A 19,757-nucleotide genomic window follows, 5' to 3' on the forward strand; every position below is an offset into this window, starting at 1 on the left:
AGGAATCAATGATGCTCGGACTCAATGACGCTGCCATTTTTGTGATTCAAACCCTGAGCAGCCTGTATCTGCTGATCGTGCTGCTGCGCTTCATCCTGCAACTGGTACGGGCGAATTTCTACAACCCGCTCTGCCAGTTCGCCGTGAAAGCCACTCAACCGCTGCTCAAGCCGCTGCGTCGGGTTATCCCGAGCATGTTCGGGTTGGACATGTCGTCGCTGGTATTGGCGCTGATCGTGCAAATGGCGCTGTACGCGGTCATCCTGCTGCTCAGTGGCTATGAGGTCGACGTGCTGTTTCTGGCGCCGTGGGCATTGATTGGTATCTTCGCGCTGTTTTTGAAGATCCTGTTCTGGGCGATGATCATCAGTGTGATTCTGTCCTGGGTTGCTCCGGGCAGCCATAACCCGGGCGCAGAGCTGGTCCAGCAGATCACTGAACCGGTACTCGCGCCGTTCCGTCGGATCGTGCCGAACCTGGGCGGCCTCGACATCTCACCGATCTTCGCGTTTATCGCGCTGCAGTTGCTGCAAAGCTGGCTGATTCCACGTCTTGCGTACTACGCCCTCATGCCTAAGGAATTGTTCGGCCTGATCTGATGAGCTACTTTCGCTGGGACGGTGATGACCTGATTCTGGAATGTCACCTGCAACCTGCGGCCCGCAGCGATGATTTCTGCGGGCTGCATGGTGATCGCCTGAAGATCCGCCTGACCGCACCGCCCGTTGAAGGCAAGGCCAATGCGTATCTGATGGCGTTTTTGGCCAAGGCGTTTGGGGTCTCCAAGAGTCAGGTGAGTTTGATCAGCGGGGAGCTGAACCGGCAGAAGCGGGTGCGGATCTGTTCGCCGAAGAAGCTGCCGGATTTGCCGGGGTTGTCGCGTTAATCCGAATGACCGCGTCATCGTTCATCGCGGGCAAGCCACGCTCCCACATTGGAATGCGTAACCCTGTGGGAGCGTGGCTTGCCCGCGATGGCCGCACCTCGGCCTGACGGGAACGCAATCAGGCCCGGCCTTTGCTTGCCGCTAACCCCACCGGTCTTTAGACTTACGCCTCATTTCAATGAGAGCAGGGTCGATGCCAGCTGCCTTCCCCCCCGATTCTGTTGGTCTGGTGACGCCGCAAGTGGCGCACTTCAGTGAACCCCTGGCCTTGGCCTGCGGACGTTCGCTGCCCGCTTATGACCTGATCTACGAAACCTACGGCACGCTGAACGCTACGGCGAGCAACGCCGTGCTGATCTGCCACGCCTTGTCCGGCCACCATCACGCTGCCGGCTTCCACAGCCCCGACGACCGCAAACCCGGTTGGTGGGACAGCTGCATCGGCCCCGGCAAGCCGATCGACACCAACAAGTTCTTCGTGGTCAGCCTGAACAACCTCGGCGGCTGCAACGGTTCCACCGGCCCCAGCAGCATCAATCCGGAAACCGGCAAGCCATTCGGTGCCGACTTCCCGGTACTGACCGTGGAAGACTGGGTGCACAGCCAGGCACGTCTCGCCGACTTGCTCGGCATCCGCCAATGGGCAGCAGTGATCGGCGGCAGCCTCGGCGGCATGCAGGCCTTGCAGTGGACCATCACCTACCCGGACCGCGTGCGGCACTGCCTGGCGATTGCCTCGGCACCGAAACTGTCGGCACAGAACATCGCGTTCAACGAAGTCGCCCGCCAGGCAATCCTCACCGACCCGGAGTTCCATGGCGGCTCGTTCCAGGAAGCGGGCGTGATCCCCAAGCGCGGGCTGATGCTGGCGCGGATGGTCGGGCACATCACGTACCTGTCCGACGACTCCATGGGCGAGAAATTCGGTCGTGGCCTGAAGAGCGAAAAGCTCAACTACGACTTCCACAGCGTCGAGTTTCAGGTCGAAAGCTACCTGCGGTATCAGGGCGAGGAGTTTTCCGGACGTTTCGACGCCAACACCTACCTGCTGATGACCAAGGCACTGGACTACTTCGACCCGGCGGCGAACTTCGACAATGACCTGGCGAAAACCTTCGCCAATGCCCAGGCCAGGTTCTGCGTGATGTCCTTCACCACTGACTGGCGCTTCTCCCCGGCCCGCTCGCGGGAACTGGTGGACGCGCTGATGGCAGCCCGGAAAGACGTCTGCTACCTGGAGATCGACGCACCGCAAGGCCACGACGCCTTCCTGATTCCGATCCCGCGTTATTTGCAGGCCTTCAGCAATTACATGAACCGTATAGCGCTTTGAGGAAGACATGAGAGCCGATCTGGAAATCATCCAGGAATGGATCCCCGCCGGCAGCCGCGTGCTCGACCTCGGTTGCGGTGACGGCGAGCTGCTGACCTGGCTGCGTGACCACAAACAGGTCACCGGCTATGGCCTGGAAAACGACCCGGACAATATTGCCGAGTGCGTGGCCAAGGGCATCAACGTCATCGAGCAGGACCTGGACAAGGGCCTGGGCAACTTCGCCAGCAACAGCTTCGACATCGTGGTCATGACCCAAGCCCTGCAAGCTGTGCACTACCCGGACAAGATCCTCGACGAAATGCTGCGGGTCGGTCGCCAGTGCATCATCACCTTCCCCAATTTCGGTCACTGGCGCTGCCGCTGGTACCTGGCGAGCAAGGGCCGGATGCCGGTCTCCGATTTTCTGCCATACACCTGGTACAACACGCCGAACATCCACTTTTGCACCTTCGAAGACTTCGAAGCGCTGTGTCGCGAACGTGAAGCCAAGGTCATTGATCGGCTTGCCGTGGATCAACAGCATCGGCATGGGTGGGCCAGTAAGCTATGGCCTAATCTGTTAGGTGAGATCGGTATCTATCGCGTCAGCAGCCCCGGTCTGCCGGACCACAAGGTCGCGGTCTGAATCACGACACTTCGAGGAGAACGATCATGGGTCGTCTAGCGCTGTTTTTACTTACTGCCTGCCTGAGCGTCACCGCCATGGCCGCCGATGTTATCAAGGGCGAGCGCAAGGAAACCTTTGGCGATGTGACGGTGCACTACAACACCTTCAACTCCACCTTCCTGACGCCGGAGATCGCCAAAGCGGCCGAGCTGACCCGCAGCAAGAATCAGGGCGTGATCAACGTCTCGATACTCAAGGAAGGTAAACCACAGACGGCTCAGGTCAGCGGCACGGTCAAAGACCTGACCAGCCAAAGCATCCCGCTGAAGTTCAAACAGATCACCGAAACAGGCGCGGTATACTACATCGCCCAGTTCCCGGTGGATCAGCAGGAAATCCGCACCTTTGACATCAAGGTGCAGACCGGTGACAAAACCAACACCATCAGTTTTCAACAAGAGCTTTTCCCCGGCCAATGATGAATTTCACCCAACTCGTACTGGCCAGCCATAACGCCGGCAAACTCAAGGAACTCCAGGCCATGCTCGGCGAATCGGTGCACTTGCGCTCGATCGGCGAGTTCAGCAGCGTCGAGCCTGAAGAAACCGGCCTGTCGTTCGTCGAGAACGCCATTCTCAAGGCCCGCAATGCCTCGCGCATCTCCGGCCTGCCAGCACTGGCCGACGATTCGGGGTTGGCAGTGGATTTCCTCGGCGGTGCGCCGGGTATCTACTCGGCGCGTTATGCCGACGGCAAGGGCGATGCGGCGAACAACGCCAAACTGCTCGACGTCTTGACAGACGTGCCCGAAGCCGAGCGCGGCGCGCAGTTCGTCTGCGTGCTGGCATTGGTGCGGCATGCCGACGATCCGTTGCCGATCCTCTGCGAAGGCCTGTGGCATGGGCGCATCCTCACCCAGGCCAGCGGGGAGCATGGTTTTGGCTACGATCCGCTGTTCTGGGTGCCGGAGCGCGAGTGCTCCAGCGCCGAATTGAGCCCGAGCGACAAGAACCAGATCAGCCACCGCGCCCGTGCAATGGATCTGCTGCGCCAGCGTCTGGGCCTGAAATGACCCATGACTCGTCCGCGTCGCCGCTGATCTTCGGCGGCGCCGCCCAATCGCCTCGAGCGGCCCTGCCCGTGCTGCCGCCCCTGGCGCTGTACATCCACATCCCGTGGTGTGTACGCAAATGCCCTTATTGCGACTTCAACTCCCACACCGCCAGCCCGGTGCTGCCGGAAGAAGAATATGTCGACGCCTTGCTGGCCGACCTCGATCAAGACCTGCATGCGGTCTATGGTCGCGAACTGAGTTCGATCTTCTTCGGTGGCGGCACGCCGAGCCTGTTCAGCGCCGAGGGTCTGGGCCGTTTGCTCAAAGGTGTCGAGCAACGTATTCCGTTTGCCAGCGACATTGAAATCACCCTGGAAGCCAACCCCGGAACGTTCGAGCAGGAGAAATTCCGCGCCTACCGGGCGCTGGGCATCAATCGCCTGTCGATCGGCATCCAGAGCTTTCAGGAAGAGAAACTCAAGGCCCTGGGGCGGATTCACAACGGTGATGAAGCCGTGCGTGCCGCCGGCATGGCCCGTCAGGCCGGCTTCGACAACTTCAATCTGGACCTGATGCATGGTTTGCCCGATCAGTCCCTGGACGACGCCCTGAGCGATCTGCGCCAGGCCATTGCCCTGAAGCCGACGCACCTGTCCTGGTATCAACTGACGCTGGAACCGAACACGGTGTTCTGGAACCAGCCGCCGACGCTGCCCGAAGACGACACCCTGTGGGATATTCAGGAGGCCGGTCAGGCACTGTTGGCCGAACACGGTTACGCGCAATACGAAGTCTCGGCCTATGCCCTGCCCGGTCGCCCGGCGCGGCATAACCTCAATTACTGGAGTTTCGGCGACTTCATCGGCATCGGCGCTGGCGCCCACGGCAAGCTCAGCCATCCAGACGGGCGCATCGTGCGCACCTGGAAGACCCGCCTGCCGAAGGACTACCTCAACCCGGCCAAGAGCTTCCAGGCCGGCGAGAAAACCCTGACCAACGAAGAGCTGCCGTTCGAGTTCCTGATGAACGCCTTGCGCCTGACCGAGGGCGTCGAAGCGCGGTTGTATCCAGAGCGCACCGGGCTACCCCTGGAAAGCCTCGCCGAAGGCCGTCGAGAGGCCGAACAAAGTGGCTTGTTGCAGGTCGAACCGTCACGTCTGGCGGCCACGCTGCGCGGACAACTCTTTCTCAATGACTTGCTGCAGAATTTTCTGACATAAGGAAATCGAATGGATCTGGTACTCGACCTGCTCGCCACCGTGTCCCGCTGGAGCCGTAGCAACCTGTCGGAAATCTCTCTGGCACTGGTGGGCTGCTTGCTGGTGCTGTTTGGCGCCGACATCAAAGGCTGGGTCGACCAACGCCTGGGTAGCATCGCCGGCGCCTTGCGCGTCCCGCTGATGGCCCTGCTGTGCATGGTCGGCAGCGGCGTGGCGCTGATCTATGCGACGCCATGGATCATCAAAGGCCTGAGCCAGTTCAACAACTACAGCCTGGCGCCGGTGTTGTTGGTGGTGCTGGTATTGATTGGCGTCGTGGCAGACCGCCGCTGAGGGCTGATGATCGTTCCCACGCTCTGCGTGGGAATGCATCCAGGGACGCTCCGCGTCCCATTCAGAGCCGAACGCGGAGCGTCCGTTGAGGCATTCCCACGCGGAGCGTGGGAACGATCAGTCAGTGTTGTACTTAAGACTGTTTTTCGAACTTCAAATCCCACACGCCATGCCCAAGACGTTCGCCGCGGCGTTCGAACTTGGTGATCGGGCGTTCGGTCGGGCGCGGGACACATTTGCCGTCTTCGGCGACGTTACGATAGCCCGGCGCGACGTTCATCACTTCCAGCATGTACTCGGCGTACGGTTCCCAATCGGTGGCCATGTGCAACACACCGCCGACTTTCAACTTGCTGCGCACCAGCTCAGCGAACGATGCCTGAACGATACGACGCTTGTGGTGACGGCTCTTGTGCCACGGGTCCGGGAAGAACAGCATCAAGCGATCGAGGCTGTTATCGGCGATGCAACGGTTGAGCACTTCGATCGCATCGCAATCGTAGACACGCAGGTTGGTCAGGCCCTGAGTCAGCACGCCATTAAGCAGCGCGCCGACACCCGGACGGTGAACCTCAACGCCAATGAAATCCTGCTCCGGCGAGGCCGCGGCCATTTCCAGCAGCGAATGGCCCATGCCGAAGCCGATTTCCAGCGAGCGCAGCGCCGAACGGCCAAACACTTGGTCGAAGTCCACCGGCGCATCGGCCAAAGGCAGTACGAACAGCGGCGTACCTTGGTCCAGACCGCGCTGCTGGCCTTCGGTCATGCGCCCGGCGCGCATCACGAAACTCTTGATGCGGCGGTGTTGGCGCTCTTCGCCTTCTTCCGTCTGGATAGGCGTGTCGTTTGATTCAGTCATCAGTGGCTCTTACTTGATCAGACCATCCAGCGGCGAGGAGGCGCTGGCATAGAGTTTTTTCGGCATGCGGCCGGCGAGGTAGGCCAAGCGACCTGCAACGATGGCGTGTTTCATGGCTTCAGCCATCATGATCGGCTGCTGGGCATGGGCGATGGCCGAGTTCATCAGCACCGCTTCGCAACCCAGTTCCATGGCGATGGTGGCGTCGGAGGCGGTGCCGACACCGGCATCCACCAACACCGGGATCTTGGCTTCTTCGAGGATGATCTGCAGGTTGTACGGGTTGCAGATCCCCAAGCCTGTGCCGATCAGACCGGCCAGCGGCATCACCGCGATGCAGCCGATTTCCGCCAGTTGACGGGCAATGATCGGGTCATCGCTGGTGTACACCATCACGTCGAAACCTTCCTTGACCAGCACTTCGGCGGCCTTGAGGGTTTCGATCACATTGGGGAACAGGGTTTTCTGGTCCGCCAGCACTTCCAGCTTCACCAGGTTGTGGCCGCCGAGCAGCTCACGGGCCAGGCGGCAGGTGCGCACGGCCTCGGTAGCGTCGAAGCAGCCGGCGGTGTTAGGCAAGAAGGTGTAGCGATCCGGCGACAGGACTTCGAGCAGGTTCGGTTCGCCCGGGTTCTGGCCGAGGTTGGTGCGGCGCACGGCGAAGGTCACGATCTCGGCGCCGGAGGCTTCGATGGCCAGGCGGGTTTCTTCCATGTCGCGGTACTTGCCAGTACCTACCAGCAAACGTGACTGGTAAGTACGACCGGCCAGGACGAAGGGCTTGTCGCTACGAACGATGCTCATGGGAAATCCTCTGTAGGGGTGAGGTTCTTGCAGAATTCTGTGCCCTTTAAGGGCCGGACGGCTAGCCGCCGCCGATGGCGTGAACGACTTCGACAGAATCGCCGTCGTTCAGCGTGGTGTCGGTATGTTGACTGCGCGGGACGATATCCAGATTGAGTTCGACCGCCACCCGGCGCCCGGTCAATTCCAGACGGGTCAGCAGGGCCGCAACGGTTTCACCGTCGGGCAGTTCAAGGGATTCGCCGTTCAATTGAATGCGCATACCGAATGCCGCCATCATTTTTAGGGGCTGGCATTCTAGCCCGATCAGTCAGGCCGACCCAAGCCATTCGTCACGAAATGGACCGCGTGGTCAGCTCAGCCGCCAGGCGGCAAGTCCCAGGCAAACCCAGCCGACCAGGAACGCCAGGCCACCGAAGGGCGTAACGATCCCGAGCTTGCTGATGCCCGTTATCGTCAGCAGGTACAGGCTGCCGGAAAACAACAGAATGCCAATAGCAAATGATGCGCCGGCCCAAGTAATCAGTCGACCGGGAATCTGCGTGGCGAGTAGCGCTACACCCAGCAGCGCCAAGGTATGCACCAGTTGATAGGTGACACCCGTATGGAAAATCGCCAGGTACTCGGCGCTCAGGCGGCTTTTCAGGCCATGAGCGGCGAAGGCGCCCAAGGCAACACCGGTGAAGCCGAAAAAAGCAGCCAGCATCAGGAAGCCACGCAACATGAGAACTCCAGTCAGACTCGATCAACAGGGTCTGTATAATGGCCGGCTCAACGGGTTCGGCCAAGCCATCTCTATGCTGCGTTTAATTTTCCGTCGCTTCACGAAGGCCCTGCTCTGGTTCGCGGGCGGTAGCGTATTGCTGGTGTTGCTGTTCCGGGTGGTGCCGCCACCGGGAACGGCGCTGATGGTCGAGCGCAAGATCGAATCCTGGTTCGATGGCGAACCCATCGACGTGCAACGCACCTGGAAACCCTGGGATGAAATCTCCGACGACCTGAAAGTCGCGGTGATTGCCGGTGAAGATCAGAAGTTTCCCGAGCATTGGGGCTTTGATATCGGCGCGATTCAGGCGGCGTTTGCGCATAACGAGCGCGGTGGCTCGATTCGCGGCGCCAGCACCCTGAGCCAGCAAGTGTCGAAGAACCTGTTTCTATGGTCTGGCCGCAGCTGGCTGCGCAAAGGCCTGGAGGTCTGGTTTACCGGGCTGATCGAGGTGTTCTGGCCCAAGCAGCGGATTCTTGAGGTGTACCTCAACAGTGTCGAGTGGGATGAAGGCGTTTTTGGCGCCGAAGCGGCGGCCCGGCATCACTTTGGTGTGGGCGCTCGCTCGATATCCCGACAGCAGGCGAGTCTGCTGGCCGCGGTACTGCCGAACCCGCGGGTGTGGAGCGCCAGCCATCCAACCTCTTACGTTGCAAGACGGGCCGGCTGGATTCGCCAGCAGATGAGTCAGCTGGGCGGGGACAGTTATCTGCTCGGGCTTAACGATTCGCGCCGGGCACCTTGGTCTCAATAGTCGAACACTACTTTCTGAACACTGAAGATCCCAGTGGGAGCGGGCTTGCCCGCGAAGGCGTTGTGTCAGTCAACACAACAGTCACAGACACACCGCTATCGCGGGCAAGCCCGCTCCCACAGGGACCAAGGTGAGGCTGGAAAATGGGCACCAACAAAAACGCCCCGATCAATGATCGGGGCGTTTTTTATTGCCGGCGCGCAGGTTATGCGGCGATCGACAACTTGAGTTTGTTCATCGCGCTCTTCTCGAGCTGGCGAATACGCTCGGCCGACACGTTGTACTTCTGCGCCAGGTCGTGCAGCGTAGCTTTTTCTTCTGCCAGCCAGCGCTGGTAGAGGATGTCGCGGCTGCGGTCGTCCAGCACTTCAAGCGCTTCGTGCAGGTTGTGGTTCGAGTTGTCGCTCCAGTCAGCATCTTCCAGTTGACGGGCCGGATCGTACCGGTGGTCTTCCAGGTAGTTGGCCGGCGACTGGAATGCGCTGTCGTCGTCCGCTTCCGCAGCCGGGTCGAAAGCCATGTCATGGCCGGTCAGGCGACTTTCCATCTCGCGCACTTCCCGCGGCTCTACGCCGAGGCTTTCCGCCACGCGATGGACTTCCTCGTTGTTCAGCCAGGCCAGACGTTTCTTCTGGCTGCGCAGGTTGAAGAACAACTTGCGCTGAGCCTTGGTGGTCGCGACTTTCACGATCCGCCAGTTGCGCAGGATGAACTCGTGGATTTCCGCCTTGATCCAGTGCACCGCAAAGGACACCAGACGTACACCCATTTCCGGGTTGAAACGCTTGACCGCTTTCATCAGGCCAACGTTGCCTTCCTGGATCAGGTCAGCCTGGGCCAGGCCGTAGCCGGAATAGCTACGGGCAATGTGTACGACAAAACGCAGGTGGGCGAGCACCATCTGCCGAGCCGCCCCCAAATCCTGCTCATAATAGAGACTCTCGGCCAGTTCACGCTCCTGCTCCGGCGTCAGCAATGGAATGCTGTTCACCGTGTGCACATAGGCCTCCAGGTTCGCACCCGGGACCAGAGCATATGCAGGCTGCAAAGAATTGGTCATACGAAAAAACCTCCGACTTACATAACTCGTGCAGTTCAGCACTGCGAAAATTGACCGGAAACCAAAAGACAAGTTCCCATAAACGCTGAAAGGTCAATACGAGCAAAATGATATTACTTTGGCGCAAGCTCCCGCAGGTGGCGTGCGACTGCAATCCATGCACCGATATACCCCAACAGCACCGCGCCAAGCAAGAGCGATAGACCGTCGGCAACTGGCACTCCGGCCAGCGCGAAATCACTGCCGTACAAACCGGACAGCCCAACCACCGCGTCGTTCAGCCAGTTCAGGCCAAACGCCAATACACCCCAGGACAGAATCCCCGCACCAAAGCCATAAAGCGCGCCCATATACAGAAAGGGCCTGCGCACATAGCTGTCAGTGCCGCCGACGAGTTTAATCACTTCTATCTCTGTGCGGCGGTTTTCAATATGAAGACGAATGGTATTGCCTATCACCAAAAGTAATGCAGAAACCAAAAGCACGGTCAGACCGAAGACAAATCGGTCGCCCAGCTTGAGGATGGCTGCCAGACGCTCGACCCAGACTAGATCAAGTTGCGCCTGTTGTACCTTCGGTAATTCGGAAAGTTTTTGTCTCAATGCTTCAAGCGCGGGCTTGTCGACCTCGTTCGGGGTCACCAGGACCACGCCCGGCAGCGGGTTTTCCGGGAGTTCCTTGAGCGCTTCGCCCAAGCCGGACTGTTGTTGGAACTCTTCCAGCGCCTGATCACGACCCACGTATTCGGCCTCGGCCACGCCCGGCATGCCCTTGATCTGCTCACGCAACGACTCGCCCTGTTCAGGGCTGGCATCGAGTTGCAGGTACAGGGAAATCTGCGCCGCACGTTGCCAGGAACCGCCGAGACGCTCGACGTTACTTAGCAAAAGTGACAGACCCATCGGCAAGCTGAGGGCAACTGCCATCACCATGCAGGTGAAAAAGCTGCCGATCGGGTGTTTGCCCAAGCGGCGCAAGCTGTCCAGCAGACTGGCACGATGGCTTTCGACCCAGGCGCGGAACAGCGTAGAGAAATCCGGGCCATCGTCATCGTCGCGCTTTTTCTTCTGCTGCTGCGGTTGCGGATCGGCGGCCTTCGGGGCCACGCGCTCGGAAACCTTGGGGCTACGTGTTGCACTCATACGCCAGCCTCCCCGTCGCCGATCAATCGGCCACGCTGCAGGGTGAGCATGCGGTGACGCATGCGGGCAATCAGTGCCAGGTCGTGACTGGCGATCAGCACACTGGTGCCCAGACGGTTGATGTCTTCGAACACGCCCATGATTTCTGCCGCCAGACGCGGGTCGAGGTTACCGGTCGGTTCGTCCGCCAGCAGCAAGGCCGGACGGTGAACGATGGCGCGAGCAATGCCGACGCGCTGTTGCTGGCCGGTGGACAGGTCGCCGGGGTAGAGATCGGTCTTGTCCGAGAGCGCCACGCGCTCCAGGGCCGAGTCCACGCGCTTGGCGACTTCGGCCTTGGACAGGCCAAGGATCTGCAACGGCAATGCGACGTTGTTGAACACCGTGCGATCGAACAGCAGCTGGTGATTCTGGAACACCACGCCGATTTGCCGGCGCAGGAACGGAATCTGCGCATTGCTGATGGTGCTCAGGTCTTGCCCTGCCAACAGCAATTTGCCGGTGGTCGGACGTTCCATGGCCAGAAGCAGCCGCAACAAGGTGCTTTTACCGGCGCCGGAATGGCCGGTGACAAACAAGAATTCGCCCCGACGGACTCGAAAGCTCAGCTCATGCAAGCCGACGTGACCATTCGGGTAGCGTTTACCGACCTGTTCGAAACGAATCATGAACGCTCCCGCTCGGCAAACAATGCCTGGACAAAGGGTTCTGCTTCAAAAGTACGCAAATCGTCGATGCCTTCGCCGACACCTATATAGCGAATCGGCAAGCCAAATTGCTTGGCCAGGGCGAAAATCACCCCGCCCTTGGCGGTGCCATCGAGTTTGGTCAGCGCCAGGCCGGTCAGTTCGACGGTCTGGTTGAATTGCTTGGCCTGGTTGATGGCGTTCTGGCCGGTACCGGCGTCGAGCACCAACAGCACTTCGTGCGGCGCATCGGCGTCGAGTTTGCCGATTACCCGGCGAACTTTTTTCAGTTCTTCCATCAGGTTGTCTTTGGTGTGCAAACGACCGGCGGTGTCGGCGATCAGCACGTCAACCCCACGGGCCTTGGCGGCCTGCACGGCATCGAAGATGACCGAAGCCGAATCGGCGCCGGTGTGCTGGGCGATGACCGGGATCTTGTTGCGCTCGCCCCAGACCTGCAATTGCTCCACCGCTGCGGCGCGGAAGGTGTCGCCAGCGGCGAGCATGACTTTCTTGCCTTCCAGTTGCAGCTTCTTCGCCAGCTTGCCGATGGTGGTGGTCTTGCCGGCGCCGTTGACGCCCACCACCAGAATCACGAATGGCTTGTTCTGTGAGGTGATTTTCAGCGGCTGTTCGACGGGCTTGAGCATCGCCGCCAGTTCCGCCTGCAGGGATTTGTACAGTGCGTCGGCATCGGCCAGCTCTTTGCGGGCGACTTTCTGGGTCAGGCGCTGAATGATCACCGACGTCGCTTCGACGCCGACATCGGCGGTCAGCAGACGGGTTTCGATGTCTTCGAGCAACTCGTCATCGATGATTTTCTTGCCGAGGAACAGGCTGGCCATGCCCTCGCCAATGCTGGCGCTGGTCTTGGACAAACCTTGTTTGAGACGGGCGAAGAAACCGGCCTTGGTCTCTTCGGTACGCACAGGCTCGACCGGCGTTTCAACAGGAGCAACGGGAGCAACGGACGTGGCGACAACAGGAACGATGACCGGTGCAGGTGCAGGTGCAGGTGCAGGTGCAGGTGCAGGTGCAGGCTCTGGCGCTTGAACAATCGGAGCAACCGGAGCAGGAGCAACAAATACCGGCACTTCAGGCTCTGGAGCAACCGGCGTAGGCTCAGCCACGAACACAGGTTCAACGACCGGCTCAACCACTGGCGTCTGAACCGGCTCAGGAGCAAACGCGGTCGGGGCCGGAATCGGCGGAGTGATGTGCGCTGCTTGCTCATCTTCGACCAATGCCACCGGCTCTTCCGCCACCGGCAACGTCAGCCACGGCTCGGCGGCTGGCGTCAGCGGCAACGGGGCCACGACTACGGTTTCAGGCGCAGGCTCGACCACGGATTGCAGCACCGGCTCGGCGATCGGCAGGGCAATCGGCGCGGGCACTTCTTCCATGACCGGCGTCGGTGTTGGCTCAGGAAGTGGTTGTGGCTGTTCGACAACGGGTTCCTGCGGCTTTTTGCGCAGCCATCCGAACAGGCTTTTCTTCTCGCCAGCCGCAGCTGGGGTCTTCTTGTCGTCGTTGGAACCAAACATGGAGGACGGCTATCTCACAGTAGCGACGCGCCAAAGGGCGCCTCGGCAATAAATAATTCGATGCAGAACAGACTGCGATTCATCCAGCTTGTTCACGCGCAACATTTTGTCGAGGTACCAACGGCACCTCAAAGGTTGATTAATACGAAGGACTGGAACAGCATCGTCGGCGAAAACGCAGAGTTTAGCTGACAAACTCAAAGCCCAAGCCGCAAACCCAAACAACCTATTGACCGATCAAAGGCCTGATAGGCGTGGCCGCCAGTAAAACGGATCAGTATCCTAGCACCTCCTCGCCCGCCTAGGCTAAGACCAAGCGGGCAGCCCCAAAGGTTTAAAAACGAATGAATGCTCTAGCCCGCCGCGCTGCAGGCCTGCTGTTCAGCACAGTTTGTCTGCCCCTCTCGGCCCTGGCTGCCGACCCACAACCCACCCACGAATTCACCCTCGACAATGGCCTGAAGGTCGTTGTGCGCGAAGACCATCGTGCGCCGGTCGTCGTTTCCCAGGTCTGGTATAAGGTCGGCTCAAGCTATGAGACCCCGGGCCAGACCGGGCTGTCCCATGCGCTGGAACATATGATGTTCAAGGGCAGCGAGAAAGTCGGCCCCGGCGAAGCGTCGCTGATCCTGCGCGACCTCGGTGCCGAAGAGAACGCTTTCACCAGCGACGACTTCACCGCGTATTACCAGGTGCTGGCCCGTGATCGCCTGGGCGTGGCCTTCGAGCTGGAAGCCGACCGCATGGCCAGCCTGCGCCTGCCGGCCGACGAGTTCACCCGCGAGATCGAGGTGATCAAGGAAGAGCGTCGCCTGCGCACCGACGACAAGCCGATGTCCAAGGCCTACGAACGCTTCATGGCCATAGCCTACCCCGCTAGCGGTTATCACACGCCGACTATCGGCTGGATGGCGGACCTCGACCGCATGAAGGTCGAAGAACTGCGCCACTGGTACCAGTCCTGGTATGTGCCGAACAACGCCACCCTGGTGGTGGTCGGTGACGTGACCCCGGACGAAGTCAAAACCCTGGCCCAGCGTTACTTCGGCCCGATCGCCAAGCGTGACGTGCCACCCGCGAAAATCCCGCTGGAACTGGCCGAGCCCGGCGAACGGAAGATCACCCTGCATGTGCAGACCCAATTGCCGAGCCTGATGCTGGCTTTCAACGTGCCGAGCATCGCCACCGCCGAAGACAAGCGTTCGGTTAACGCTCTGCGCCTGATCTCCGCACTGCTCGACGGCGGCTACAGCGGCCGGATCCCGACGCAACTGGAACGCGGCGAAGAGCTGGTGTCCGGCGGTTCGTCGAGCTACGACGCCTACACCCGTGGCGATAGCCTGTTCACTTTGTCGGCCACACCGAACACCCAGAAGAAGAAAACCATGGCCCAGGCGGAAGCCGGCCTGTGGAAACTGCTCGAACAGCTGAAAACCACCGCGCCGTCCACTGAAGAGCTGGAGCGGGTGCGAGCGCAGGTCATTGCCGGCCTGGTCTACGAGCGTGACTCGATCACCAGCCAGGCCACCGCCATCGGCCAACTGGAAACCGTCGGGCTGTCCTGGAAACTGATGGACACCGAACTCGCCGAACTGGAAAGCGTAACCCCGCAAGACATCCAGAAGGCCGCCAAGCTGTACTTCACCCGCGCACGTCTCAGCGTCGCCCATGTACTGCCAGAGGAGACGACTCATGAGTGAGCGTAAAAAACCGCGCCTGGCCCTGATCGGCCTGGTCGTCATTGCACTGCTCGGGTCTGCCGCCTTCTATTTCTCCAAGTCTGACGAAACCAGCGCCAGCGAAGCCCTCGACAAAGCCAAGGCGAGCCAGAAACTGCAATCGCTGGCCGAACTCGACGGCAAGGCTCCAAGCCATCGCTCACTGAACGTGCAGACCTGGAACACGGCCGAAGGCGCCAAGGTGCTGTTCGTCGAAGCCCGTGAGCTGCCGATGTTCGACATGCGCCTGACTTTCGCCGCCGGCAGCAGCCAGGACGGCGATGCATCCGGCCTGGCACTGTTGACCAACGCCATGCTCAACGAAGGTGTAGCTGGCAAAGACGTCGGCGCTATCGCCCAGGGCTTCGAAGGCCTGGGAGCCGACTTCGGTAACGGCGCCTATAAAGACATGGCGATTGCCTCGCTGCGCAGCCTCAGTGCCGCGGACAAACGCGAGCCTGCCTTGAAGCTGTTCGCTGAAGTCGTCGGCAAACCGACCTTCCCCGCCGACTCGTTTGCCCGCATCAAGAACCAGATGCTGGCCGGCTTCGAATACCAGAAACAGAACCCCGGCAAACTCGCCAGCCTGGAGCTGATGAACCGCTTGTATGGCGATCACCCGTACGCGCACTCCAGCGACGGCACGGCGACAAGCATCCCACCGATCACCCTGGCGCAGTTGCGAGCCTTCCATCAGAAAGCCTACGCCGCCGGTAACGTGGTGATTGCGTTGGTGGGCGACTTGTCGCGCGCCGAGGCCGAGGCGGTTGCCGCACAAGTGTCCGCCGATCTGCCCAAAGGGCCGGCCCTGGCGAAAATCGAACAACCGACCGACCCCAAGTCCAGCATCGGACACATCGAGTTTCCGTCCAAGCAAACCAACCTGATGATCGCGCAACTGGGCATCGACCGTGACGATCCGGATTACGCAGCATTGTCGCTGGGCAATCAGATCCTTGGCGGCGGTGGCTTCGGCACCCGGTTGATGAGCGAAGTGCGCGAGAAGCGTGGCCTGGCTTACGGTGTGTATTCGGGTTTCAGCCCGATGCAAGTTCGCGGCCCGTTCATGATCAATTTGCAAACCCGCGCCGAGATGAGCGAAGGCACGCTGAAACTGGTGCAGGACGTACTCGCCGACTACCTTAAAACCGGCCCCACCGAGAAAGAACTCGACGATGCCAAGCGCGAACTGGCCGGCAGCTTTCCGCTGTCCACTGCCAGCAACGCCGATATCGTCGGGCAACTCGGCGCCATGGGTTTCTACAACTTGCCGCTGAGCTACCTGGAAGACTTCATGCAGCAGTCCCAGAGCCTGACCGTCGAGCAAGTCAAAGCCGCATTGAACAAACACCTGAGCACGGACAAACTGGTCATCGTCAGCGCTGGCCCGACCGTGCCACAAAAGCCGTTGCCGGCCCCTACTGACAAACCTGCCGAGCAACCGCTCGGGGTTCCGGAGCATTAATGGCCCATCCATCGCGTCCAAAAAAACCTGTTCACAACGTGCATAACGGTGTGAATCAACTGCGCATCATCGGCGGTGAATGGGGCAGCCGAAAGCTGAGCTTCCCCGATGCGCCAGGCTTGCGCCCAACGCCGGACCGAGTCCGTGAAACCCTGTTCAACTGGCTCGCGCCTTATGTCGCCGGGGCCAAGGTGCTCGACCCCTTTGCCGGTAGCGGCGCATTGTTTCTCGAGGCTTTGTCCCGTGGCGCAGCAATGGGCCAGGCACTGGATGCCAGCAACATTGCGGTAGCGAGCATCAAGGAACATCTGGGCACCCTGCGCTGCACGACCGGCCAGGTACAGACTGCCGACGCCTTGCGCTATCTGGAAACCCAACCGGCCACGGCATTCGATCTGGTGTTTCTCGACCCGCCGTTTAATCAGAATCTGTTGCCGGCCGTTTGCACTTTGCTCGAAGAACGTCATTGGCTGAGTGACGATGCGTGGGTCTACACTGAAAGCGAAACGGCACCGTCGATAGTGGGCTTGCCAGAAAATTGGCGCCTGCATCGGGAGCAAAAATCCGGACGGGTGTATTACGCGTTGTGGCAACGTATGGCAGGGATCGCCGGTTAGTCCGGCCTGTAAAAACGGTGCGAAGCTCAGTCAGTTAACGCTGCGGGTAAGCACCGCTGCATCGAGAGCAATCGTGTCCCATCTGCCAGAACGCTTCACCCCCGCCTTCACGCCCGCCTACGGTCTGGGTAATCCGCATTTACAAACCCTGTGGGGACCGCTATGGCGCAAAACCACACACCTGGACCGCGAGCGCGAGCGTTTATGGCTTGAAGACGGGGACTTCCTTGACCTGGACTGGCATGGCCCCCACAGCGCGAATGCGCCGTTGGTGCTGGTGTTGCATGGCCTGACTGGCTCGTCGAATTCGCCTTACGTGGCAGGGATGCAAAAGGCACTGGGTGCCCAGGGTTGGGCCAGTGTCGCGCTGAACTGGCGAGGCTGTTCCGGCGAGCCTAATCTGTTGCCGCGCAGTTACCATTCCGGGGCCAGTGAAGATCTGGCGGAAACCATCAAGCACCTGCGAAACCAACGCCCCCTTGCACCGCTGTATGCGGTCGGTTATTCCATGGGCGGTAACGTGTTGCTCAAGCATCTGGGCGAAACCGGCAGCAACAGCGGTGTGCTAGGCGCCGTTGCAGTGTCGGTGCCGTTTCGCCTCGATCACTGCGCCGATCGGATCAGCCAGGGTTTTTCCAAGTTCTATCAAGCGCATTTCATGCGAGAGATGGTCGCCTACATCAAGAACAAGCAGCGCAGGTTCCAGCATGATGGGCATAAGGATGGCCTGGCCGCATTGGAGGCGCTGGGCTCACTGGAGAATATGCGCACCTTCTGGGATTTCGATGGCCGGGTGACCGCACCGCTGAATGGTTTCGCCGATGCCGCGGATTATTATCGCCGTGCGTCGAGTCGTTATTTCCTCGGAGAGATTCGCACACCAACCCTGATTATCCAGGCGACCGATGACCCGTTTGTCTTTCCTCATAGCCTGCCGCAAACCGACGAGTTGTCTGCCTGCACGCAATTCGAGTTGCAGGCCAAGGGGGGGCATGTCGGCTTCGTCGAGGGCTCGTTCCGGCAACCGGGTTACTACCTGGAACGGCGCATTCCCCAATGGCTGGCCACCACAGGGCGCAAGTAGAGCATGGGTTCGGATCAGGGCGAGTCGATCCACTTCTGGCAAACGGCGCCGTTGGCCGGGGTCGAGTTGTTGTCCGCACGCTACATCGAACAGCGCTTCGCCCCCCACGTGCATGACGGCTATGTGATCGGCATGATCATGGCCGGCGCCCAGCGTTATCGCTATCGAGGCGCCGAGCATCTGGCGGGCAGCGGCACGCTGGTGCTGATCAATCCGGATGAACTTCACACCGGCCATAAAGGTACGGAAGACGGTTGGTTGTACCGGGCGTTTTATCCCGACAGTGGGCAGATTCTTTCACTGCTGGACGAGCTCGAACTGCCGACCGATACCTTGCCGGCGTTTGGCGCCACGTTGTATCGCGATCCGGATCTGGTGAAGGGGTTCTGCCAACTGCATTGCTTGCTCGAGAGCCCGTCCACGGCGCTGCAGCAGCAAACGGTCTGGCGGGAAATGATGCTGTCGCTGTTGCAACGTCACGCAGCCGTTCCGACCGCCAACAAACCTGGCAAGGAACACCGGGCGGTGATCCGGGCCAAAGAACTACTGCAATCCCGATTGGCTGCCCCGCCTTCGCTGGAAGAACTGGCGACGACGGTGAACCTGTCGCCTTTCCACTTCGCCCGAGTATTCCGCCGCGCTACCGGCATGCCGCCACACACCTGGTTGATGCAGCAGCGTATCGCCCAGGCACGAGCGCTGTTACAGCGCGGCTGCCTGCCGCTGGAAGTCGCGACGCAACTGGGTTTTGCCGATCAAAGCCATCTGAGTCGGCAATTCAAGCAAGTTTACGGCGTAGGACCGGGGGCGTATCGCAGCGCGCGGCAGCTACCCGGTTATGGATGACGAAGATCCAAATGTGGGAGCGGGCTTGCTCGCGAAAGCGGTGAGTCAGTCGATATTAATGTCGTCTGTTACACCGCCTTCGCGAGCAAGCCCGCTCCCACAATGATTGGGGATCATTCGCCCTTGGCGACGCCTCGTGCAGGATCGTTGATCCACTCGCTCCACGACCCGGCATACAACGACCCCAACGGATAACCCGCCAGGCACAGGGCGAACAAGTTGTGGCAGGCGGTCACACCGGAACCGCAATACGCGACCAACTCTGTCGGTGAACGATCACCGAGCTTTGCGGCAAACCGCTGCTTGAGCTGTTCGGCCGGCAGGAACCGCCCGTCGCTGCCCAGGTTATCCGTGAACGCGGCACATTGTGCGCCGGGGATGTGCCCGGCAACCGGATCGATCGGCTCCACTTCACCCTTGAAACGCGGCAAGCCGCGGGCGTCGAGCAAGGTCAGCGCCGGCTGGCCGAGACGTTGCTGGAGCTGTTCGGCACTGAGCACCAACGAAGCATCCGGCGTCCCGCTGAAGGTGCCGCGGGTAACCGACGGCGGATCAAGACTGAGGGGCAATCCGGCGGCGTGCCAGGCTTTCAGCCCGCCATCGAGAATGAACACGCCATCGCGCTTGCCCAGCCACGCCAGCAACCACCAGGCCCGCGCCGCGTAGGCACCGGGACCGTCATCGTACAAAACCACTTCGCTGTCGGCGTTGATGCCCCAGGCTTGAAAGCGTTCGATCAAGTCGGCGGGTTCAGGCAATGGATGACGCCCGGTCACCCCCTTGACCACAGCACCGCTCAAATCACGCTCCAGGTCGGCAAAGCTCGATCCGGCAACATGCCCTTCGGCGTAGCTGCGCTGACCGTAATCAGGGTCTTCGAGGGCAAAACGACAATCCAGAATCACCAGCCCCGGCGTCTCCTTTTTCAGGTCCAACGCTTGCGGGCTGATCAGTTGCGCAATGGGCATAACGGGCT

23 protein-coding genes are annotated in these 19,757 nt (G+C 60.4%); 14 read left to right on the top strand and 9 right to left on the bottom strand.

Features of this window, described 5'->3' with window-relative positions:
• Nucleotides 1-11: 11 nt before the first annotated feature.
• The 8 genes from AB3226_RS12805 to AB3226_RS12840 all read left to right on the top strand — a co-directional run bounded on the left by AB3226_RS12805 (nucleotide 12) and on the right by AB3226_RS12840 (nucleotide 5,436).
• Nucleotides 12-599, top strand: coding sequence for a YggT family protein (locus AB3226_RS12805; RefSeq protein WP_367373313.1), 588 nt, complete (start codon nucleotides 12-14; stop codon nucleotides 597-599).
• Nucleotides 599-886, top strand: coding sequence for a DUF167 domain-containing protein (locus AB3226_RS12810; RefSeq protein WP_038980970.1), 288 nt, complete (start codon nucleotides 599-601; stop codon nucleotides 884-886). The genes AB3226_RS12805 and AB3226_RS12810 overlap by 1 nt, the downstream gene beginning before the upstream one ends.
• Before the next feature lie 193 nt (nucleotides 887-1,079).
• Complete coding sequence (locus tag AB3226_RS12815) at nucleotides 1,080-2,219, top strand: homoserine O-acetyltransferase (RefSeq protein ID WP_217857473.1); 1,140 nt, start codon at nucleotides 1,080-1,082, stop codon at nucleotides 2,217-2,219.
• Nucleotides 2,220-2,226: 7 nt separating this feature from the next.
• On the top strand, nucleotides 2,227-2,847 hold the full coding sequence (gene metW, locus AB3226_RS12820; protein WP_030130163.1) for a methionine biosynthesis protein MetW: 621 nt from the start codon (nucleotides 2,227-2,229) through the stop codon (nucleotides 2,845-2,847).
• A 26-nt stretch (nucleotides 2,848-2,873) separates the two neighbouring features.
• Nucleotides 2,874-3,308, top strand: coding sequence for a DUF4426 domain-containing protein (locus tag AB3226_RS12825; protein WP_095052521.1), 435 nt, complete (start codon nucleotides 2,874-2,876; stop codon nucleotides 3,306-3,308).
• A complete protein-coding gene (rdgB, locus tag AB3226_RS12830) occupies nucleotides 3,305-3,901 on the top strand; it encodes an RdgB/HAM1 family non-canonical purine NTP pyrophosphatase (RefSeq protein ID WP_367373314.1) in 597 nt (198 codons plus the stop codon). The genes AB3226_RS12825 and rdgB overlap by 4 nt, the downstream gene beginning before the upstream one ends.
• Nucleotides 3,898-5,103 (top strand): radical SAM family heme chaperone HemW, encoded by a 1,206-nt coding sequence (gene hemW, locus AB3226_RS12835; RefSeq protein ID WP_367373315.1) that lies wholly within the window; start codon nucleotides 3,898-3,900, stop codon nucleotides 5,101-5,103. The genes rdgB and hemW overlap by 4 nt, the downstream gene beginning before the upstream one ends.
• Before the next feature lie 9 nt (nucleotides 5,104-5,112).
• On the top strand, nucleotides 5,113-5,436 hold the full coding sequence (locus AB3226_RS12840) for a DUF3392 domain-containing protein (protein ID WP_007897907.1): 324 nt from the start codon (nucleotides 5,113-5,115) through the stop codon (nucleotides 5,434-5,436).
• Nucleotides 5,437-5,569: 133 nt separating this feature from the next.
• Here the strand turns inward: AB3226_RS12840 and trmB are convergent, their stop codons facing one another.
• From trmB to AB3226_RS12860, 4 genes are all read right to left on the bottom strand, one after another.
• Entirely contained in the window at nucleotides 5,570-6,295 is a 726-nt protein-coding gene (gene trmB, locus AB3226_RS12845) for a tRNA (guanosine(46)-N7)-methyltransferase TrmB (RefSeq protein ID WP_367373316.1), read from the bottom strand.
• Nucleotides 6,296-6,304: 9 nt separating this feature from the next.
• Nucleotides 6,305-7,099 (bottom strand): thiazole synthase, encoded by a 795-nt coding sequence (locus AB3226_RS12850; protein ID WP_007897902.1) that lies wholly within the window; start codon nucleotides 7,097-7,099, stop codon nucleotides 6,305-6,307.
• A 61-nt stretch (nucleotides 7,100-7,160) separates the two neighbouring features.
• Nucleotides 7,161-7,361, bottom strand: a complete 201-nt coding sequence (gene thiS / locus AB3226_RS12855; RefSeq protein ID WP_028621160.1) for a sulfur carrier protein ThiS — start codon at nucleotides 7,359-7,361, stop codon at nucleotides 7,161-7,163.
• Nucleotides 7,362-7,451: 90 nt separating this feature from the next.
• Complete coding sequence (locus AB3226_RS12860; protein WP_038980963.1) at nucleotides 7,452-7,823, bottom strand: DUF423 domain-containing protein; 372 nt, start codon at nucleotides 7,821-7,823, stop codon at nucleotides 7,452-7,454.
• A 73-nt stretch (nucleotides 7,824-7,896) separates the two neighbouring features.
• On the opposite strand from AB3226_RS12860, the gene mtgA reads away from it, so the two are divergent.
• Nucleotides 7,897-8,619, top strand: a complete 723-nt coding sequence (mtgA, locus tag AB3226_RS12865) for a monofunctional biosynthetic peptidoglycan transglycosylase (protein WP_258617906.1) — start codon at nucleotides 7,897-7,899, stop codon at nucleotides 8,617-8,619.
• A 205-nt stretch (nucleotides 8,620-8,824) separates the two neighbouring features.
• Here mtgA and rpoH read toward each other — a convergent pair whose 3' ends face one another.
• The 4 genes from rpoH to ftsY form a co-directional block, all read right to left on the bottom strand.
• Nucleotides 8,825-9,679 carry an RNA polymerase sigma factor RpoH gene (gene rpoH / locus AB3226_RS12870; protein WP_007897890.1) on the bottom strand — a complete coding sequence of 285 codons (855 nt, stop codon included), beginning with the start codon at nucleotides 9,677-9,679 and terminating at the stop codon, nucleotides 8,825-8,827.
• A 113-nt stretch (nucleotides 9,680-9,792) separates the two neighbouring features.
• On the bottom strand, nucleotides 9,793-10,821 hold the full coding sequence (gene ftsX, locus AB3226_RS12875) for a permease-like cell division protein FtsX (protein WP_367373317.1): 1,029 nt from the start codon (nucleotides 10,819-10,821) through the stop codon (nucleotides 9,793-9,795).
• The gene (gene ftsE, locus AB3226_RS12880; protein ID WP_007897888.1) at nucleotides 10,818-11,489 is read right to left on the bottom strand and encodes a cell division ATP-binding protein FtsE; all 672 of its coding nucleotides are present in this window, start codon (nucleotides 11,487-11,489) and stop codon (nucleotides 10,818-10,820) included. The genes ftsX and ftsE overlap by 4 nt, the downstream gene beginning before the upstream one ends.
• Nucleotides 11,486-13,051: a signal recognition particle-docking protein FtsY gene (gene ftsY / locus AB3226_RS12885; RefSeq protein WP_367373318.1), complete on the bottom strand. Its 1,566-nt coding sequence runs from the start codon at nucleotides 13,049-13,051 to the stop codon at nucleotides 11,486-11,488. Before ftsY ends, ftsE begins: the two co-directional genes overlap by 4 nt.
• 344 nt (nucleotides 13,052-13,395) lie before the next feature.
• On the opposite strand from ftsY, the gene AB3226_RS12890 reads away from it, so the two are divergent.
• From AB3226_RS12890 to AB3226_RS12910, 5 genes are all read left to right on the top strand, one after another.
• Complete coding sequence (locus tag AB3226_RS12890) at nucleotides 13,396-14,751, top strand: M16 family metallopeptidase (protein ID WP_367373319.1); 1,356 nt, start codon at nucleotides 13,396-13,398, stop codon at nucleotides 14,749-14,751.
• Nucleotides 14,744-16,234: a M16 family metallopeptidase gene (locus AB3226_RS12895; RefSeq protein WP_367373320.1), complete on the top strand. Its 1,491-nt coding sequence runs from the start codon at nucleotides 14,744-14,746 to the stop codon at nucleotides 16,232-16,234. Before AB3226_RS12890 ends, AB3226_RS12895 begins: the two co-directional genes overlap by 8 nt.
• Complete coding sequence (rsmD, locus tag AB3226_RS12900; RefSeq protein WP_367373321.1) at nucleotides 16,234-16,851, top strand: 16S rRNA (guanine(966)-N(2))-methyltransferase RsmD; 618 nt, start codon at nucleotides 16,234-16,236, stop codon at nucleotides 16,849-16,851. The genes AB3226_RS12895 and rsmD overlap by 1 nt, the downstream gene beginning before the upstream one ends.
• 73 nt (nucleotides 16,852-16,924) lie before the next feature.
• Nucleotides 16,925-17,935 carry a hydrolase gene (locus tag AB3226_RS12905; protein WP_367373322.1) on the top strand — a complete coding sequence of 337 codons (1,011 nt, stop codon included), beginning with the start codon at nucleotides 16,925-16,927 and terminating at the stop codon, nucleotides 17,933-17,935.
• 3 nt (nucleotides 17,936-17,938) lie between these two features.
• Nucleotides 17,939-18,781: an AraC family ligand binding domain-containing protein gene (locus AB3226_RS12910; protein ID WP_367373323.1), complete on the top strand. Its 843-nt coding sequence runs from the start codon at nucleotides 17,939-17,941 to the stop codon at nucleotides 18,779-18,781.
• Between the two features lie 113 nt (nucleotides 18,782-18,894).
• Here AB3226_RS12910 and AB3226_RS12915 read toward each other — a convergent pair whose 3' ends face one another.
• A complete protein-coding gene (locus AB3226_RS12915; RefSeq protein ID WP_367373324.1) occupies nucleotides 18,895-19,749 on the bottom strand; it encodes a sulfurtransferase in 855 nt (284 codons plus the stop codon).
• Between the last annotated feature and the right edge of the window lie 8 nt (nucleotides 19,750-19,757).

The organism is Pseudomonas lini, assembly GCF_964063345.1.
Classification (GTDB): domain Bacteria; phylum Pseudomonadota; class Gammaproteobacteria; order Pseudomonadales; family Pseudomonadaceae; genus Aquipseudomonas; species Aquipseudomonas lini_B.

Excerpts from the sequence above, each read along its gene's own strand:
- AB3226_RS12910 (WP_367373323.1), top strand. The coding sequence starts at position 17,939 with ATGGGTTCGGATCAGGGCGAGTCGATCCACTTCTGGCAAACGGCGCCG.
- AB3226_RS12890 (WP_367373319.1), top strand. The coding sequence starts at position 13,396 with ATGAATGCTCTAGCCCGCCGCGCTGCAGGCCTGCTGTTCAGCACAGTT.
- AB3226_RS12915 (WP_367373324.1), bottom strand. The coding sequence starts at position 19,749 with ATGCCCATTGCGCAACTGATCAGCCCGCAAGCGTTGGACCTGAAAAAG.
- metW (WP_030130163.1), top strand. The coding sequence starts at position 2,227 with ATGAGAGCCGATCTGGAAATCATCCAGGAATGGATCCCCGCCGGCAGC.
- AB3226_RS12810 (WP_038980970.1), top strand. The coding sequence starts at position 599 with ATGAGCTACTTTCGCTGGGACGGTGATGACCTGATTCTGGAATGTCAC.
- AB3226_RS12840 (WP_007897907.1), top strand. The coding sequence starts at position 5,113 with ATGGATCTGGTACTCGACCTGCTCGCCACCGTGTCCCGCTGGAGCCGT.
- ftsY (WP_367373318.1), bottom strand. The coding sequence starts at position 13,051 with ATGTTTGGTTCCAACGACGACAAGAAGACCCCAGCTGCGGCTGGCGAG.
- rsmD (WP_367373321.1), top strand. The coding sequence starts at position 16,234 with ATGGCCCATCCATCGCGTCCAAAAAAACCTGTTCACAACGTGCATAAC.
- AB3226_RS12805 (WP_367373313.1), top strand. The coding sequence starts at position 12 with ATGCTCGGACTCAATGACGCTGCCATTTTTGTGATTCAAACCCTGAGC.
- mtgA (WP_258617906.1), top strand. The coding sequence starts at position 7,897 with ATGCTGCGTTTAATTTTCCGTCGCTTCACGAAGGCCCTGCTCTGGTTC.
- ftsE (WP_007897888.1), bottom strand. The coding sequence starts at position 11,489 with ATGATTCGTTTCGAACAGGTCGGTAAACGCTACCCGAATGGTCACGTC.
- trmB (WP_367373316.1), bottom strand. The coding sequence starts at position 6,295 with ATGACTGAATCAAACGACACGCCTATCCAGACGGAAGAAGGCGAAGAG.
- hemW (WP_367373315.1), top strand. The coding sequence starts at position 3,898 with ATGACCCATGACTCGTCCGCGTCGCCGCTGATCTTCGGCGGCGCCGCC.
- thiS (WP_028621160.1), bottom strand. The coding sequence starts at position 7,361 with ATGCGCATTCAATTGAACGGCGAATCCCTTGAACTGCCCGACGGTGAA.
- AB3226_RS12825 (WP_095052521.1), top strand. The coding sequence starts at position 2,874 with ATGGGTCGTCTAGCGCTGTTTTTACTTACTGCCTGCCTGAGCGTCACC.
- AB3226_RS12895 (WP_367373320.1), top strand. The coding sequence starts at position 14,744 with ATGAGTGAGCGTAAAAAACCGCGCCTGGCCCTGATCGGCCTGGTCGTC.
- AB3226_RS12815 (WP_217857473.1), top strand. The coding sequence starts at position 1,080 with ATGCCAGCTGCCTTCCCCCCCGATTCTGTTGGTCTGGTGACGCCGCAA.
- ftsX (WP_367373317.1), bottom strand. The coding sequence starts at position 10,821 with ATGAGTGCAACACGTAGCCCCAAGGTTTCCGAGCGCGTGGCCCCGAAG.
- AB3226_RS12860 (WP_038980963.1), bottom strand. The coding sequence starts at position 7,823 with ATGTTGCGTGGCTTCCTGATGCTGGCTGCTTTTTTCGGCTTCACCGGT.
- rpoH (WP_007897890.1), bottom strand. The coding sequence starts at position 9,679 with ATGACCAATTCTTTGCAGCCTGCATATGCTCTGGTCCCGGGTGCGAAC.
- rdgB (WP_367373314.1), top strand. The coding sequence starts at position 3,305 with ATGATGAATTTCACCCAACTCGTACTGGCCAGCCATAACGCCGGCAAA.
- AB3226_RS12850 (WP_007897902.1), bottom strand. The coding sequence starts at position 7,099 with ATGAGCATCGTTCGTAGCGACAAGCCCTTCGTCCTGGCCGGTCGTACT.